General features: G+C 53.6%; 14 protein-coding genes. 3 read left to right on the plus strand and 11 right to left on the minus strand.

Annotated features, from left to right (window positions below; all coding sequences use genetic code 11):
* Positions 1-28: 28 nt before the first annotated feature.
* Entirely contained in the window at positions 29-1051 is a 1023-nt protein-coding gene (locus CO251_RS05190; protein ID WP_103374744.1) for an ADP-ribosylglycohydrolase family protein, read from the minus strand.
* A gap of 241 nt (positions 1052-1292) precedes the next feature.
* Here CO251_RS05190 and CO251_RS05195 point away from each other — a divergent pair, with 241 nt between their 5' ends.
* A complete protein-coding gene (locus CO251_RS05195; protein ID WP_242968330.1) occupies positions 1293-1976 on the plus strand; it encodes a phosphoadenylyl-sulfate reductase in 684 nt (227 codons plus the stop codon).
* Entirely contained in the window at positions 1973-3052 is a 1080-nt protein-coding gene (gene sat, locus CO251_RS05200) for a sulfate adenylyltransferase (protein WP_158246194.1), read from the plus strand. Before CO251_RS05195 ends, sat begins: the two co-directional genes overlap by 4 nt.
* A gap of 138 nt (positions 3053-3190) precedes the next feature.
* Here sat and CO251_RS05205 read toward each other — a convergent pair whose 3' ends face one another.
* The 6 genes from CO251_RS05205 to CO251_RS05230 all read right to left on the minus strand — a co-directional run bounded on the left by CO251_RS05205 (position 3191) and on the right by CO251_RS05230 (position 9369).
* Positions 3191-4270, minus strand: coding sequence for a class II aldolase/adducin family protein (locus tag CO251_RS05205; protein WP_103374746.1), 1080 nt, complete (start codon positions 4268-4270; stop codon positions 3191-3193).
* Between the two features lie 117 nt (positions 4271-4387).
* Positions 4388-5491, minus strand: a complete 1104-nt coding sequence (locus CO251_RS05210) for a prolipoprotein diacylglyceryl transferase (RefSeq protein ID WP_242968332.1) — start codon at positions 5489-5491, stop codon at positions 4388-4390.
* Between the two features lie 174 nt (positions 5492-5665).
* Positions 5666-6247 (minus strand): LUD domain-containing protein, encoded by a 582-nt coding sequence (locus CO251_RS05215; protein WP_158246195.1) that lies wholly within the window; start codon positions 6245-6247, stop codon positions 5666-5668.
* Positions 6240-7661, minus strand: a complete 1422-nt coding sequence (locus CO251_RS05220) for a lactate utilization protein B (protein ID WP_103374748.1) — start codon at positions 7659-7661, stop codon at positions 6240-6242. The genes CO251_RS05215 and CO251_RS05220 overlap by 8 nt, the downstream gene beginning before the upstream one ends.
* Positions 7662-7665: 4 nt before the next feature.
* Positions 7666-8460, minus strand: coding sequence for a (Fe-S)-binding protein (locus CO251_RS05225; RefSeq protein ID WP_103374749.1), 795 nt, complete (start codon positions 8458-8460; stop codon positions 7666-7668).
* 54 nt (positions 8461-8514) lie between these two features.
* Complete coding sequence (locus tag CO251_RS05230; RefSeq protein WP_103374750.1) at positions 8515-9369, minus strand: fumarylacetoacetate hydrolase family protein; 855 nt, start codon at positions 9367-9369, stop codon at positions 8515-8517.
* Positions 9370-9634: 265 nt separating this feature from the next.
* Here CO251_RS05230 and CO251_RS05235 point away from each other — a divergent pair, with 265 nt between their 5' ends.
* Entirely contained in the window at positions 9635-10711 is a 1077-nt protein-coding gene (locus CO251_RS05235; RefSeq protein WP_103374751.1) for a tartrate dehydrogenase, read from the plus strand.
* Here CO251_RS05235 and CO251_RS05240 read toward each other — a convergent pair.
* The 4 genes from CO251_RS05240 to CO251_RS05255 form a co-directional block, all read right to left on the minus strand.
* A complete protein-coding gene (locus tag CO251_RS05240) occupies positions 10706-11989 on the minus strand; it encodes an MFS transporter (protein WP_103374752.1) in 1284 nt (427 codons plus the stop codon). The two genes, CO251_RS05235 and CO251_RS05240, sit on opposite strands and share 6 nt — an antisense overlap.
* Before the next feature lie 89 nt (positions 11990-12078).
* Positions 12079-12981 (minus strand): nucleoside hydrolase, encoded by a 903-nt coding sequence (locus CO251_RS05245; RefSeq protein WP_158246196.1) that lies wholly within the window; start codon positions 12979-12981, stop codon positions 12079-12081.
* Between the two features lie 84 nt (positions 12982-13065).
* The gene (locus CO251_RS05250; protein ID WP_103374754.1) at positions 13066-13500 is read right to left on the minus strand and encodes a CBS domain-containing protein; all 435 of its coding nucleotides are present in this window, start codon (positions 13498-13500) and stop codon (positions 13066-13068) included.
* 77 nt (positions 13501-13577) lie between these two features.
* Entirely contained in the window at positions 13578-15116 is a 1539-nt protein-coding gene (locus CO251_RS05255) for a hypothetical protein (RefSeq protein ID WP_103374755.1), read from the minus strand.
* Positions 15117-15211: the final 95 nt, after the last annotated feature.

The following is a 15211-nucleotide window of genomic DNA, read 5'->3' on the forward strand; positions in this document are numbered from 1 at the left end:
GGTCGCTTTGCTCCTTGGAACTTATACGCTAAACCGGAGGAAGAATGCCCAGCTGTTTCAAAAACTCTTGAGCATTAGCAGGCCAATAGATGGGGGCGCGAGGCCGAAAACAACCAGGTTCTGGCGCAGGCCGGCAGTGGTCTAAAACTTGCACCCATGGCTCGGGCATTTGGGAAAACCCGTACACGGCTCCCAACAAAGCGCCTGCAATAGCCGCATTGGTATCGGTATCGTGGCCCAGCATGATCGTCGCGACAATGCCCTCCTCCAACGATGGGGCGTGCAGGAGTTGATAAAACGCATTATGCAACGCCACCAACACCCATCCGTGGTGAACCGTTGACCACGGGGGAGCCTTGGTGGCCGCCTCCTCCATCACCGTTTGCACATCCGCATGGAGTGACTGCTGCTTTGCAAACGCTTGCGCAAAAGCATATGCCCCTTGCGCATTGAGCCCTTCTCGGACCACGGTCGCTATCGTCGCCACATAAACGGCTGAAGCATCTTGGCACACGATGTGCGGATGCGTTAAAAGACTGTCTTGCCGGGCAACGGTTGCGACGTCCTCGGGACTTTGATTGTACCCCCAGATGCCCAGAATGCTATGCCGCATTAACGCTCCATTCGCCTGGCTCTTCTTATCGGCATGACGCTGTGCCGCCCGGGCTAAACCTTCCGTGCCTGCCTCCTCGTCCCAGCGCGGAATACCGCTAAGAGCTCGCCCGATGGTGCGTCCCAAGTCAAACGGGCCGCTATCCAACCATAAGCGATAGTGCTTAGCTGCCAAATCCGCATGATAGCGTCCATCAGGACTCTCAATGAGGGCGTGCCCCAACGCAATCGCTAATTCGGTATCATCAGTAATCTGCCCAGCCAGTGTCCCAAAAACAGGACTCGGTTCCATGCTGCGCACACCACCAGGATAGTGTTCGTGGAGAAATTCCGCACTCTTGAATTCGACTTGACTGCCCAGCGTGTCACCCGCCATTTGTCCATACCACGCGCCTAAGATGCGCTCCCTGAGACTGGCCACTTGTATCCCACCTTCCATTTCATTGCTCCCCTTTTACTATAGCGGATTTCAAAACGACTTGACCACGGTCCGCACGCGTTGAAACACGACGCAGATAGGGTGCCATACAGGAAGACCGGTTCGCTTTCCCAACCGAATGCATGACCCCATTAATATAATAGTAACCCGATCGTCTTTTTAGCCATATTAGTGTAAAGCCGCTCTCAAGTTGGCAGACACCACCGCGTTTAGAAACTTTTCAAGAAAGGATGAACAGATCGTGACCCCTGACTTGCGCATCAATCAGTGGCAACACACTTTACGCCACGCCCCCCTCCAAGACATTCTGATTTGGGCCAAAGAGACCTTTGGCGACACGATTGTCATCGCCTCCAGTTTGGGACCGGAAGATATGGTCATTCTTGATGCCGCCCATGCTACCGGATGGACCCCTCACGTCATTTGTCTTGATACTGGCGTCCTCTTCCCCCAAACCCTCGCCCTATTGGACCAAGCATGCCATCTCTACGACATTCACATTGAGCTCATCACCCCCAAGCAAAGCCTTGCCGACCAAGCCGAACAGTATGGTCCCCGTCTTTGGGAAACGCACCCTGATGTTTGCTGCCGACTACGCAAAGTCGAACCGCTGCGCGAAAGATTGGCCGCCGCTTCCGCGTGGATAACAGGTATTCGCCGCAGTCAAAGTCCGACGCGCCAAACAGCTGAAGTCGTCGAATGGGATCCCATTTTTTCGCGCATCAAAGTCAATCCTCTAGCGTTTTGGACGCATGATGCCGTGTGGGAATACATTCATCAGCGGCAGGTTCCTTACAATCCGTTACACGACCAAGGCTATCCCAGTATTGGCTGTATGCCCTGTACCCAGCCGAGCGATGGAACCAGTGAACGTAGTGGACGGTGGTCGGGATTTACCAAGACAGAATGTGGGTTACACCGATGACATACGCCAAAGTCATTGCGGTTACGGCGGACGTCGCGTGGGATGTCACCCTTCTCACCTGGGGGGCCTATGCTCCCCTGCAGCACCTCATGACGGGTGAAGAGTATCACAGCGTCTGCGAAACGATGCGCTTGCCCAACGGGACGATTTTCCCTCTTCCTATGGTCTTGCCCGTGCCAGCGTCCGTGGCCGAAGCTGTTCATCCGGGCGAAGACCTAGAGATGGTTGGGCGATATGGGTTTGCAGGGCAGATCAAAGTCACCGAAATTTTTAAGCGAGACCTACTCGATGAAGCGGCAACGGTCTATTTGACGACCGATATCCGACACCCCGGCGTTGCGCACCTTCTATCGCAAAGCCCATGGTGTCTCGCCGGAGACATCAAAGTCCTACATCCACCTGATTTACCATTTCATGAACCGGTCCATCCAGGCCAGGTCAAAGCGCTTATCCGCAAGTACCAGTGGCGAACCATCGCCGCCTTTCAGACCCGCAATCCGATCCACCGTGCTCACGAATATCTCCATAAGGTCGCGTTAGAAGTCTGCGACGGTCTGTTGCTTCATCCGCTCATCGGGTCAACCAAAAGGGATGATATCCCAGCGGCTATCCGCATGGCCAGTTATCACATCCTGCTCGATGCCTATTATCCCAAGCATCGCGTCATTTTGGCCACGTTTCCTGCGGCAATGCGGTACGCCGGCCCCCGCGAGGCGCTCTTTCATGCAATTGTGCGCAAGAACTATGGAGCAACCCATTTCATTATCGGACGTGATGCCGCAGGGGTAGGCGACTTTTATGGCCCCTATGACGCCATCCATCTCCTAGAGCAGCATGCGCAGGAGATAGGGCTCACTCCTTTGGCATTTCCTGCTGTGGGATTTTGCCCGCGTTGCCAACAAACGGTCTCCGAACGCACGTGTCCCCACCGTAGCGAGTGGTTTACGCTGTCAGGCACACAAGTACGAGAAACCTTACGGGCTGGCCAAAACCTTCCTGCCGAATTTAGCCGCCCCGAGGTCTCTTACTATCTTCAAAGGGCCCTTAGTACCATCGCGCAAGAAGCCGAAGGCTAGCGGCGGTGCCCAAACTGGCCCATTAGCGAACGGATGCCGTTCACAAAACGTAAACGACCGATTCTCGAAAACCTACCGGAGCAAGAAAAATCCTCGCCCCCCTATGTATGGGGAGCGAGGGTCCGCCTGTCCCGGTTCTTAACTCATAGGCACTTGCGTGCGAACATGTCCTTCCAACCGGGACAGAATATCCAAGAAATCCGGCCCGGTCGCGGTAATCCCATGATTACGCAGGCCGATAATGGTGCGTTCGGGATGAGGATCTTGATCTAATAAGGTCGCCATGGCATTACCCATTTCGACGGTCCCGCACGGATAATTTACCGATGTTTGGGGGATGCCATCCACCCATGCATGTATGTGAATCATCGCTCCAATTTCGGGGTGCGCTTCATAGATCCCCCAATGTTCTACCGCATCCACAGACACACGTAAGGGGGATGAGCCCGGGGAAACGGACAGACGCATCGCGTTGGCTTCGGCGTCATAGCCCTTAACCAGAAGAATATCCCGGCTCACCGTGCCAATTTTACCTTTATCGACCCCACTCGCTGACATCCAAAAGCGGTGTCGATCATGACGGGCGCTGAGATTGCCGTAGCTAATGCCCCCGATGCTAAAAACATATTGCAAGTGCCGGTAGTCTGCGGGCGATAACATCTCCGACAACGGATACGGGGTAGGAAACAAATTCCAAGCGGCCAGCGTGCGACTGGCGTGCCGCATCTGCTCCGTCACCGTCGTCCCTTCGGCCAATTCCGGGGGTAAATCTTCATCAAAAATATTGTCAATCACCAGACGCGAGGTGGCCAACGGAGCGATTCGGTCATAAATCGTGTGAAACCACTGGTCGCGGTCTCGGGTCGGCTCAGCCGGATAACACCCTAATTCAGGAGTCACTAGATATACCCAAGGTTCGGGATCCGGTCCGCCATAAATGAGCAGATTGGACAACGACCGCAATAATAACGGGTAGGCGTGATTCAAAGGCGATCCCTCTACGGGTGGTACCTCGGTGATTCCGACCACAAACACAGCCTTCGATTGACGCCGAAATGGTCGCGGCCTATGGGCGTCGACCAGGTGAAACACAAGCTCGCCGTCATCCGGATGCCCGACGTGTTCATGACCGTAAGCATCCATCACATATTCCAGTCCGCCTCGCATCATTTTCAGCCAAGAAGACGCTTGGAAATCGCCGTCAAATGCGTATTTCATAACCACACTCCTTGCTAAACCCCTCTGTTTCTACTCTAAAGAAGGCAATTAAGCCTCGCGTAGGACCTATCGGCCCGATTTTCTTTGCCCATTTGTCCCTAATTTTACCGGAGTGCGTCACACCTTCTCGACATAGACCCGGTGAATGCCGTGTTGCCACACAGCCACAGGATGTTCCGCACCTGGATTGGCGTAAATCTCTCCTGTAGGCTCATATTCAGGGGGTGGCGCCTCCAGAACATGTTGATAGCGTTGGTGCCAACCCAACGTAGCTATTTCAAAAATAATGCCTGCTCCTAACAAATAGATAGCAATACTCGGCACTGCGATGGCGTAAAAAATAGCAGCCCCCACGATGCTAATCCCACCAACCACCCGTATGAGGCGTCGACCCGGTAACAATCGCGAACTTTGGTCGACCGGGGGCTGGGGTTGTTCCTTTAAAAGGTCAGGAAGCTTTTTCGCCGATACGCGCCATGTGCGCCACATCATCCATCCCGTGAAAATCATAATAGGCGGGGTAAATAATTGCATCAGGGTCGTAAATCCAATGCCCCAATAGGGATTGATGTAATGCCAAATATACAACGGATTATCGCGCGTAGTTTCCCCAATAAAGCCACGCAAGATCGCATAATAGAACATCGCCGACCAAAATTGATAGCCCGGAGGCACAGCCTTGCGGCGTTCGACCCAAAAGTAACGCAAAATCAAAAATACCCCGATGAACGATCCCCACAACTGCTCGGGCCATCGACCAAAGCCTAACTCGGTCATGCGACCTAATACCTGATGGTCAAAGATATTGCCAATCCGTACCATGAAAATGCCGAGCGCAATACCAGGAACCGCCCAGTCCACAATATGATTAAATATGAGAGGTTTGCGACGGAGTTGATACCAAAAGGCTAAGACGCCAAACCCGAGGGCCCCGTCAATGGCCAATCCCCCATCCCATATCCGCAAGATCTGCACGGGATCGGTCCAAATCCATTGGGGTTCGTTAGCAAGAACAAAGACGACGCGAGCGCCCACAACCCCCCACAAGACTGTCCAGAGCAGAATATTCGAAAGAGCATCAGGGTCTTCGCCTAATTGCCTCCCCCGCTCAATTAGGTAGTACGAACCGCCTAAGATGGCCATCACCATAAAAATCCCATACCAATGCACGCCCACCGGACCAATGTGAAAGGCATAAGGATTCAGCTTAGCAATATACACACAATTCCTCCTCAACCACGCTACAGTTCGGCCCCCATCTGAGTCGTGAAGCTTATTCGGATACCTCCACCGTCCGTAGATGGGCCACTGGGTGACTACCAGCCTCCTGCCAACCCTTTTCTCAGTCTATCGATTGTCTCTTCTATCCGCAATGACTGGCCGGCAACACGACTATCACCAATCGCCAATAACGGTGACGACGCGTCTGGGACCATGCACCCCAACTACAAGCTGTCCTTCAATGTCCGCCGTCATGCTCGGCCCACTAATCAATTTCACCAAGTGTGGAACCGCTCCTTGCGCATGCACTGCCCGCAATCCCTCGGCTAGGGTTGCATAAATGCGCCGTTTCGGCAGCAATACCACATGCGTCGGTGGCAACAAGCTCGCCGACAAACTCGTTTGGGCCGAAGCATAAAGCGCTACGGTTCCAGTATCTGCCGCTGCCCATGCCGCGCCCGTCACTCCGACGCTCGCATGAGCGACGATATCCTGCAAAGCCTCTTGACGGCTGAGAACGTCTAGATCGTGTCTATCATAAAAACGTGCTCCGATTGTCTCACATAACGCTGACCAAGGCACGTCTTTCGGCCAATCCCCAGTGTCAAATCCCACAACTGTTGGGAAAGCCGGGTCAATGACGCCGGCTAAGACGTCCTCTATCGTGTGTGACCAGCCCACCGCGGCGTCAGCCAGCACGACTTCGCCGCCTAATAATCGCCATTGTGTGGCGAAGAGATCTACTGGCTCATGCACGGCGCCGCCTCCTTTGTTCGTGTGCCCACCCTTCGAGAAACGTGCGCGCTGCCACAGGGGGCATCTTACGGGTTTTCAGCCAACCCGCTGCCAATCCTACGTGCCTAAGCGCCAGACGCTGGGCGATGCGGGCGGCTTGCACCGAACGGCGATAGCCATGAACGGTCGACCAAGCCTGTCCCCACAACCGATATTGCGTTCGAACAGCAGCGGGCTCGCGGTCTTCAGCTACAGCTTGGGCACGCAATCCGATAATCTGCTCCGGCAACGGAATGTCCATGGGACAGGCTTCTTGACAGGCATAACAGACGGTACACAAATAACGTGGCAGCTCGCCGAACGTCTGCATGCCGCCGATTAGAGGACTAATGACGGTGCCGATGGGCCCTGAATACACGGATCCATATCCGTGCCCTCCAACTTGTTGGAAGACCGGGCAGACATTCAAGCAGGCACCACAGCGGATACATGCTAAAACATCTTGGTATGGGCCATCATGAATGGCCTGACGGCCATTATCCAGCAAAACAACATGCCATTCATCAGGCCCCTCCCAACTCTCTGGACCGCGGGGACCAGAAATCATTGTCGTATACGAAGAAAGCCGTTGGCCCACGCCACTTAACGCGGGTTGTTGAATAATATCGATAAGAGCATCCCAGTCTTGGACAATTTTTTCCAACCCGACAATCGAAATTAAAATACGAGGCAGGGTTGTCACCATATCGGCATTGCCTTCATTGGTAATGACCACTACCGTGCCTGTTTCCGCGACCAGAAAATTTCCCCCGGTAATGCCCATATCTGCCGACAAAAAGTCTTGGCGTAACTTCTGCCGTGCAAACTGCGTCAGACCGGGAATGTCATCAGAGACAACATCGTGTGCATCCGCAACGGTCTCACGAAAAAGAGCCTGAATTTGTTGGCGATTTTTATGAGCCGCCGGGGCCAAAATGTGGGACGGTTTTTCATGCGCTAGTTGAATAATATACTCGCCCAAGTCTGTCTCCCTTACTGCAAATCCAGCGGCTTCCAATTGGGCGTTGAGTTGCACTTCCTCCGTGGCCATCGACTTCGACTTAATAATGCGTTGCACGCCGTGCTCTTGCGCCACTTTTTTGATGTAGGCTCCTACGTCACCGGGCGTGGCGGCACGAAACACTTGCCCACCGTGTGCGGTAATTTGCTGTTCGGCTTGGACCAATAATGGCTCCCACTCGCGAATCGCTTGACGCTTGCGGTGTTTAGCACGCTCCCTCGCCTCTGCGCCGGCCGGGTAATTTTGGTAGGCTTTGATGCGCGCGGTGTTCAAACGGTGCGTTACGCGCCTTAATGTGGCTTGTAAAACCGGATCATGCAAGGCTTCGTCACGTCTTGCTGGCCATGGTCTGGGATCATGCGGCAATCGTTCCATGCCATCACTCTCCTTTTTTCTGTGCTGACATTTTTTCTCGCTGGTTAATCCATTCCGCCACATGCAACACCGGCCAACGATCCCCTTCGTATTCCATCCGCCCGCTCAAATGCAAAAGACATCCCCAGTCCCCACTAATCAGACTGGTGGCACCTGCGGCTTGCGCTTGGCTCAACGCCTCCCGCTTCGCATCAGCAAGTTGGGTCGATATCGTGGGTTCAATCATGCTGTAGGTACCACCAAAACCACAACACTGGGTCTCATCAGGATACTCGACCAATTCCGCTCCATAGGCCCGCAACGCCTCATCGGTCGGTTGCATGGCTTTTAACACACGGCGCATATGACACCCATGATGCACCGCCACCTTTTCTGGCTTGACCGCCGGTAACGCCAGAGCCTCTTGCCCATGCACCCACTCTCCAAATTCCATGAGTCGTTCCGCCATCACCGTAGCACGCTGCACCCATTGGGCGACCTCTTCGGGCGCTAGTCCCATATTGGCTCCTTCACGCTGGAAAAGTTCCGGGTATTCATGCGCTACCATAGCGGTACATGAAGCCGATAAGCCCACAATGGTGGCCGCATTAGCGCTCTCAAAGACCTCAATAAAATGTTGAGCCAGTTTGATGGCTTCGGCAAAATGACCTGCATTATACGCAAACTGTCCGCAACACGTCTGCGATAAAGGCACTTCAACCTCCCACCCATGGCGCTCCATGACTTCGGCCGCTGCATAGCCTGTTTGCGGTTTAAAGAGGTCCACCAGACAAGTGACAAATATGGCTGCTTGGGGCATGACAATCCCCTCCTTTCTCACGCGTCTTCCGCGACAAGTGTGGTGGCAGCTCGCTTAAACAAAGTGTGACAGTTGTTCGCCAAGACCCTCAATCCGCAACCGAACCACATCGCCCGCCTTCAGCCAGTCTCTTTGTCCTTCCGGCCGACCTAAGATGACGCCTTGGGGCGTGCCCGTACAAATGACATCCCCAGGCTTCAGCGTCCATACTTTCGACAAGTATGACACAATTTCCGCACACGAAAAAATCATATCGCGGGTATTCGAATGCTGGCGGTTTTCGCCATTAAGCCAAAGATCAATAGCCAAGTGATTGGGATCGGGAATAGCATCAGCCGAAGTGACTACAGGTCCTAACGGCAAAAACTTATCGCATGACTTGCCTAGCAACCATTGGCTTGTTTTCGTTTGCAAGTCACGGGCAGAGATATCATTGGCAATCGTATAGCCCCAAACGCTTTGCAGCGCTTCGTCAACCGACACATTGTGTGTCACACGGCCAATAACCATCGCCAATTCCGCTTCATAATCCACTTGCGATGAGGCTTCCGGAATGGGAACCCCTTCCTCATGCGCCGCAAGAGTATTCGAAAATTTACTAAACACCACCGGAGAAGTAGGCAGAGGCATACCACTTTCTAACGCATGTTGCTTATAATTGAGTCCAATGCAAAAAATTTTTTCGGGGCGCGTCAGTGCAGGCCGCCACGTCCATTCACCAGACTTTACCGGAACCGCTGCCTCTAGCAAGTCCGGCACAGAAAATGATGACGTCGATTGATGCAAAAGAAAATCGTCGGTGGTGCTCATGGTTAACCCGTGCCACGTCTTCGGCACGATCATCCATGACTCGGCGTGGTATACCGCAATCCGCTCTTCCCCACCATAGAAAACATTCGCAATTTGCATATCAGGGCCCTCCTCCTTTGATGTTTGCCGTCCATGCTTATGGCCTTGTTGCACCTCCACAGAGTCACGGAATTAACGCGTGATATGCAAAGGCCAACCAGAACCAGTCCGAGAGGCCTTAAGACAACGCCCATGATTCTCGATACAAAAACTACTCGTTTACCCTCTAATTGGCAAGTCAATTCACAAACTATGCTATTGTGAGGATTCCCTGTATTATGCATTATAACGTGTCTATTCCCATGCCAAAGGAGTCAACGACTGCATGAAAACATTCAATATTGCTGTCATCCCCGGGGACGGAGTTGGACAAGAAACCGTTCCGGCAGCTTGGCGGGTTTTGGAGTTAGCTGGGCAGTTATCCAACGCATTCGCCGTACGTTCCCACGTCTTTGACTGGAGTTGCGCCTATTATCAACGCCATGGGCATATGATGCCGGATAATGGCCTCGATTTACTGAAGCCCTTTGACGCGATCTTCTTAGGAGCCGTCGGCTTTCCGCCCGTTCCCGACCACGTGTCACTATGGGGTCTGTTATTGCCGATTCGGCGCGGATTTGACCAATATATCAACTTGCGGCCCATCAAACTCTTACGCGGGATTACAAGCCCTTTGTGCGGGTATCATCCCGGCGACATTGATTTTGTCGTCATTCGGGAAAATACAGAAGGCGAATATTCCAACAGTGGCGGACGCCTTCGCGTTGGTACGCCACAAGAAGTGGTGGTGCAAAATAGCGTGTTTACCCGTTTCGGCACCGAACGCGTTATCCGCTATGCGTTTAACCTAGCCCGTGCCTCTCGCCAGTCCCTTACCTCTGCTACCAAATCCAATGGGATTAACTTTTCCATGCCGTTTTGGGATGAAGTATTTCAGGAAGTCGGAGAAGAATATCCCGATGTAAAACAAGTGCTCTACCACATCGACGCGCTGGCCGCGTATTTTGTAACACGGCCCCAGACGTTTGATGTGGTCGTCGGATCTAATTTGTTTGGCGATATACTAACCGATTTGGGAGCCGCCATTCAAGGCAGCATTGGCATTGCCGCGTCCGCGAACATCAACCCCGAAGGCCAGTATCCCTCGATGTTTGAACCCGTGCATGGATCGGCCCCGGACATCGCGGGCAAGGGTCTTGCCAATCCCATCGGCCAAATTTGGACGGCCAAACTGATGGTCGACCATCTCGGCTTTCCCGACGTCGGAGCAACCATCTTAGAAGCCATTGAACGAGCCTTGGAAAAGGGCCATAAAACGCCTGATTTAGGAGGAACGGACTCAACGCAATCGGTAACCGAAGCGGTAATGACGGAACTTCGCCACCTATATCCGCCTCTATAACTCCATAGGCATACCCGGAGCGCGCAACGCCCATTTACGGGTCGTGGTGGCCCAAACTAAGAGTGCAACGCCCAAAAGCCGCATGGCAGCAGCAATGCCCGCTGCCAGCGGCACCCCCCAAAAGTTTAACGCGCCAATCGCAACGACCGCCCCAAGTCCTCCAGTTAAGTTTGTCAAGATGCCGTACGCGCTTATCGCCATGAGCCGCGTCGACTCCGGAACCACGTCCAACAAGCGTACAAACATAAGGAGATTCATCCCCGCTCCGGCTATTCCGCCAACGATATTCAAGCCTAAGACTCCCATCATGCTTGGATGCCATATGTAACCGACCGGAACCAAGACCAGCAGCAATGCCGCAATAGGCACCAGCCGAGCTGTGGAAATCGGTTTTTGTAAGCGTTTCCAGACCGGTAAAGCGAACATCGTCGCGGCCCCGTTGGTGGCCGCCCAAATTGCCATCCACGCATTGGTAGCATGTAATCCCGACACTTGGTAGCGGAGGGAAACGGGCCACAGAAAAATCCAACCAAAGTAAAAGACCGCAGCGCCCAAGGCAAAACGCCGAAAAGGAATATCCCGCCACAAACCAGGCGCTTCGCGGTGCCATGTTGTGACCTGAGGCGTTGGATACTCGCCGACACGAAACCGTTGATAAATTAGGACTTCTCCAATGCCCACAGCAGCCGCAATAACGTCCATGACCCCATAGGCATGAACGCCAGGAGCCGTACCTATGGCCCACCCCCCCACGAGGAGAGTGACCAAGCCAATGGCATTCATCCCCCATTGCCGCCACATCACCGCTTGCGCACGCCCCGAGGGCGGTAGGACCTGGCCGAGCAGCGTTTGCCAGCCAATGACCGCTAAAGCGCCTGGCAGATTCAGCACGATGACGGCCAACAAAAACCACAGCGCCGCGTGGGGTTTATTGCCCCAGAAGTCCACGGCCGCTAAAAGCAAAAATCCCAACCGTGCCGCAAGAAATAATTGAGCCGTAAAGCGCTTGGGACGACGCGCACGCAGTAGCCAACCCGTCCCGATCGCTGCAGCCAACGCTTGCGCAAGATATGGCACAGCAATCATGACCCCTAAAAATAAATTAGGGGCGCCCAAACGCACCATATTAATGCCCAAATAGGGGTTTACGAGGCGTAACTCGACGGCTTTAAGCAGCCCATTCCAGACATTGACGGCTTGATTGTGCCGCACATCCACGTCCTCTTCTTGCAATGGCTCGACTTGCGCGCCCCGCTTCTTGCGGTAGTATGGCCACATCGCCCAACGCTCCATCCCTGATACCCTTAGATGCGGTTATTCTACTCTATTCCGCGCCCATAGGCGATCATAGGAAATGGAGTATTCTGTTATGCGAAACTCTGCCACAACCAGTTTAAAAAGGCGTCGACATCAATAGAAGACGCAATTTTGCAAAGAGGGCGATCCGCAGGCCCTTGCGCCACCACCACCGTGCCCCGCAAGGGACCTTCGCGCACCACGGCCAGTGGCAATTCCACCCATTGAAACAAGTCAGGCGCATCCACCGCCGCAATTGTTAAGACATCATCAATCGGAAAGGCCTCCGGATCACCGCCTTCCCCCTGAGATTTCGTCCCATAGAACGTCATTAATTCGAACAGCAATTGACCAATTCGTCCATATTGGCGAAAACGCTGGACATCTTTTAGGGGCAGTAACGCGCGGTGCGCCACATTGATGCCAATTAATTGCACATTTTCCCCATAACGTAACACCACATCTGCTGCGTGGGGATCTAAATACACATTGAATTCTTCAAAGCGGTCAACGTGCGTCCCGGGTAGAGCTCCAAACATACAGGTAATGCTCGTCCAGCGCGTGGCGAGATCGGGATGGGCTAAGAAGAGAAGCGCTAAATTTGTTAAGGGCCCCGTCGAAATCAAATGCATGGGCCCAACGTCTTGATGAGCAAGAGCGGCCAACTCCGTCCATGCCCGGTCTTCCGGTAACCTCTGCTTGGGAATATCCGTCAACAATCCGAGACCATGGCCGCCATGAATGGCGGCGGCCTTGATAAGGGGATAGAACAACGGACGCGAAGCACCTGCCCACACGGTAATATCAGACCGTCCAGCCTGCTCTAAGAGAAATCGCGCGTTTTGATATGTATCCTCGAGCTTCACGTTCCCTCCTACTGTACAAACACGAAGGACATCAAAGCGGTTAAGCGCGATTATTAAAGCCAGTGCATCGTCAATCCCGGGGTCCATATCTAAAATGACACGTTTCATAGGGGCATTCATATCTCCTTTAGCCAGCACACGGCAAAAGCCGCCAACCGGCGGCTTTGTTGTCATGTCAGGCGCGTTTTGGACTTATTGCACCGCGTTAGGCCGTTGGCTTGGCTCTGAAATATCGCTTAAGGCATGACCTGATTCGTGGGTAAAAATGTCAACCCGGGCTAAATCACCAATGGCGACAATCCCCACGAGCTTGCCTTGGTCTATAACAGGTAACCGCCGAATTTGCTTGTCGGCCATGATGTCCGCTGCTTGCCGGGCATCCGTTTCTGGTGTGCACGTCACCACCTGCGTAAACATAATATCCTTGACTGCCGTATTGGGCCCCTTGCCTTCGGCTACCGCCTTGATGCTAATGTCCCGGTCGGTTATTATTCCCACCACTTTGCCGCCTTCAACCACGGGCGTGCTGCCGCAATGCAATTGCTTCATGATTTTTGCCGCATGCTCGATCGAATCGCTCGGCGCGACCGTCGACACCTTATGCGTCATAATGTCTTTGACTTTCATTTGACCCCTCCTTATTACCATGATGGCCCTAGTATGAGTCGAGCCTCATCGTCCTATGCGCCGAAGGAGCAGCCCCACTAGAAATCGCCCGCCTCGAGGCTCACCCCATCGCCGGGCGCGTGCTCTGCCGTCAGATGCCACGTCAACCCCACCAATGCCGCACTGATGCCTAAAAGCAAAATGCCGCGCAAAGCCCCCGCACTCCACGCACTGCAGGCCACGTCCACCATCATCAGTAACGCCCCGGCTAACCACGCGATACCGTATCTAAGCTGCCTGATTGCGCTCCACCGTCCCGCCGCCAGTATTAAAAATGAGACAGTTTGAGCAGCCCACATCGGATTCACCCCATCAACGAAATGCACCGGTGAGAATCCAGTGAGGGCGTTCAACACAAAGCCAACCCCCACTGCGCTCACCATGGCCCACGTTATCACCGTACTCGGCATGTCGTCCCCCCATAAAAGCAAGCCTACCGTCGGGCCGACCACACCCGCATTACGCAGGGTAAGCCCAAAAACTCTCCACCACGCCATCTCCCCGGGTCTCCATAAAGCGTAAGCAATCATCAAGGCCCCCTCCACCCCAAGCGCCCACTTGGTCGCCATCATACTAGCCTTCCGGGGCATGACATCGGCGCCCAAGCTAATGGCCCCGGAAAACAGCAGCGGACTGCACCAACTAAGCGCCATCGCCCAAATGCCTAACCCAATGACCAGCATCTGCCACGGCTGTGCGTGGCGCGTCAACAAGACCGCCAGGTGAACAAGAGCTCCGGGTCCAGGCCTGGGCGCCAACATGCGCAGGCGCAGGCCTATCCAAGTGGAAATCCCAACAACGCCGAGAAGGACGGCCGAAGAACACCCTACAATCATCCGAGCCTTGCCAGGATAACGAGAGGCTGCTAACATTTGAAATTCGGCCTGCGCCGCAAAAACATTGAGCCAGTTCATCCCAAACCATACCAGAATGGTGGGAAGTCCTACACTTTCCCACCCCATCAATCGGTTCGCCAACAGAATAGGAACCGGATGGGTCAGAGGTTGTTGATGCATAATCCACGCGATCATCACCAAAGAGCCCATCATCAAGACTAAATTTGATCCTTGAGTGGCTGCTAAAGACCTCATTCCCGCAAACTGAATACTCGCGATTAAGACGGCTGTGGTGATCGCAAGACTCCATGCCATGGGCCATGCCCATAGCACATGAAAGAAAACGGCAGAAAACACCGCATTAGACATCGCAAAAATCGGAAACGTAATGCCAATAATTAATCCCGAAAGGCGACGCACAGCCGGTCCATAGACGGCACCTAACAAACCGCTATTAGAGATATAGCTTCGGGATTGAAAAAAAGGCAGTAAAAGAGCTACCAAAACCGATAAGGTGAAGATAGAAACGCCATACCACGCCGCCGACCACCCGACCGCATACGCCGTATCGATCTCCACGACGATGCACGACGAAGCCCATAGGGCTGTCACCAAGATAAACGTCGTGATTGTGGATATTTGGTGGCCACCATCCCAAAACCCTCCTGGTCTCCGACGCTTAGCATGGTAGCCGGAGGCTAATAAAATCCCTGTGTATAAAACGATACCGACCAACGTCATGGCCATACCCCCTATTCCCTATAATGTTACTAATGTTTTAACTCAGACGTCAACGCCTATTTAACGTAAGGCTCGTTGAAATGGGTTCGCGCAAT

It is taken from the genome of Sulfobacillus sp. hq2 (genome assembly GCF_002903155.1).
Taxonomy (GTDB): Bacteria; Bacillota; Sulfobacillia; order Sulfobacillales; family Sulfobacillaceae; genus Sulfobacillus; species Sulfobacillus thermotolerans.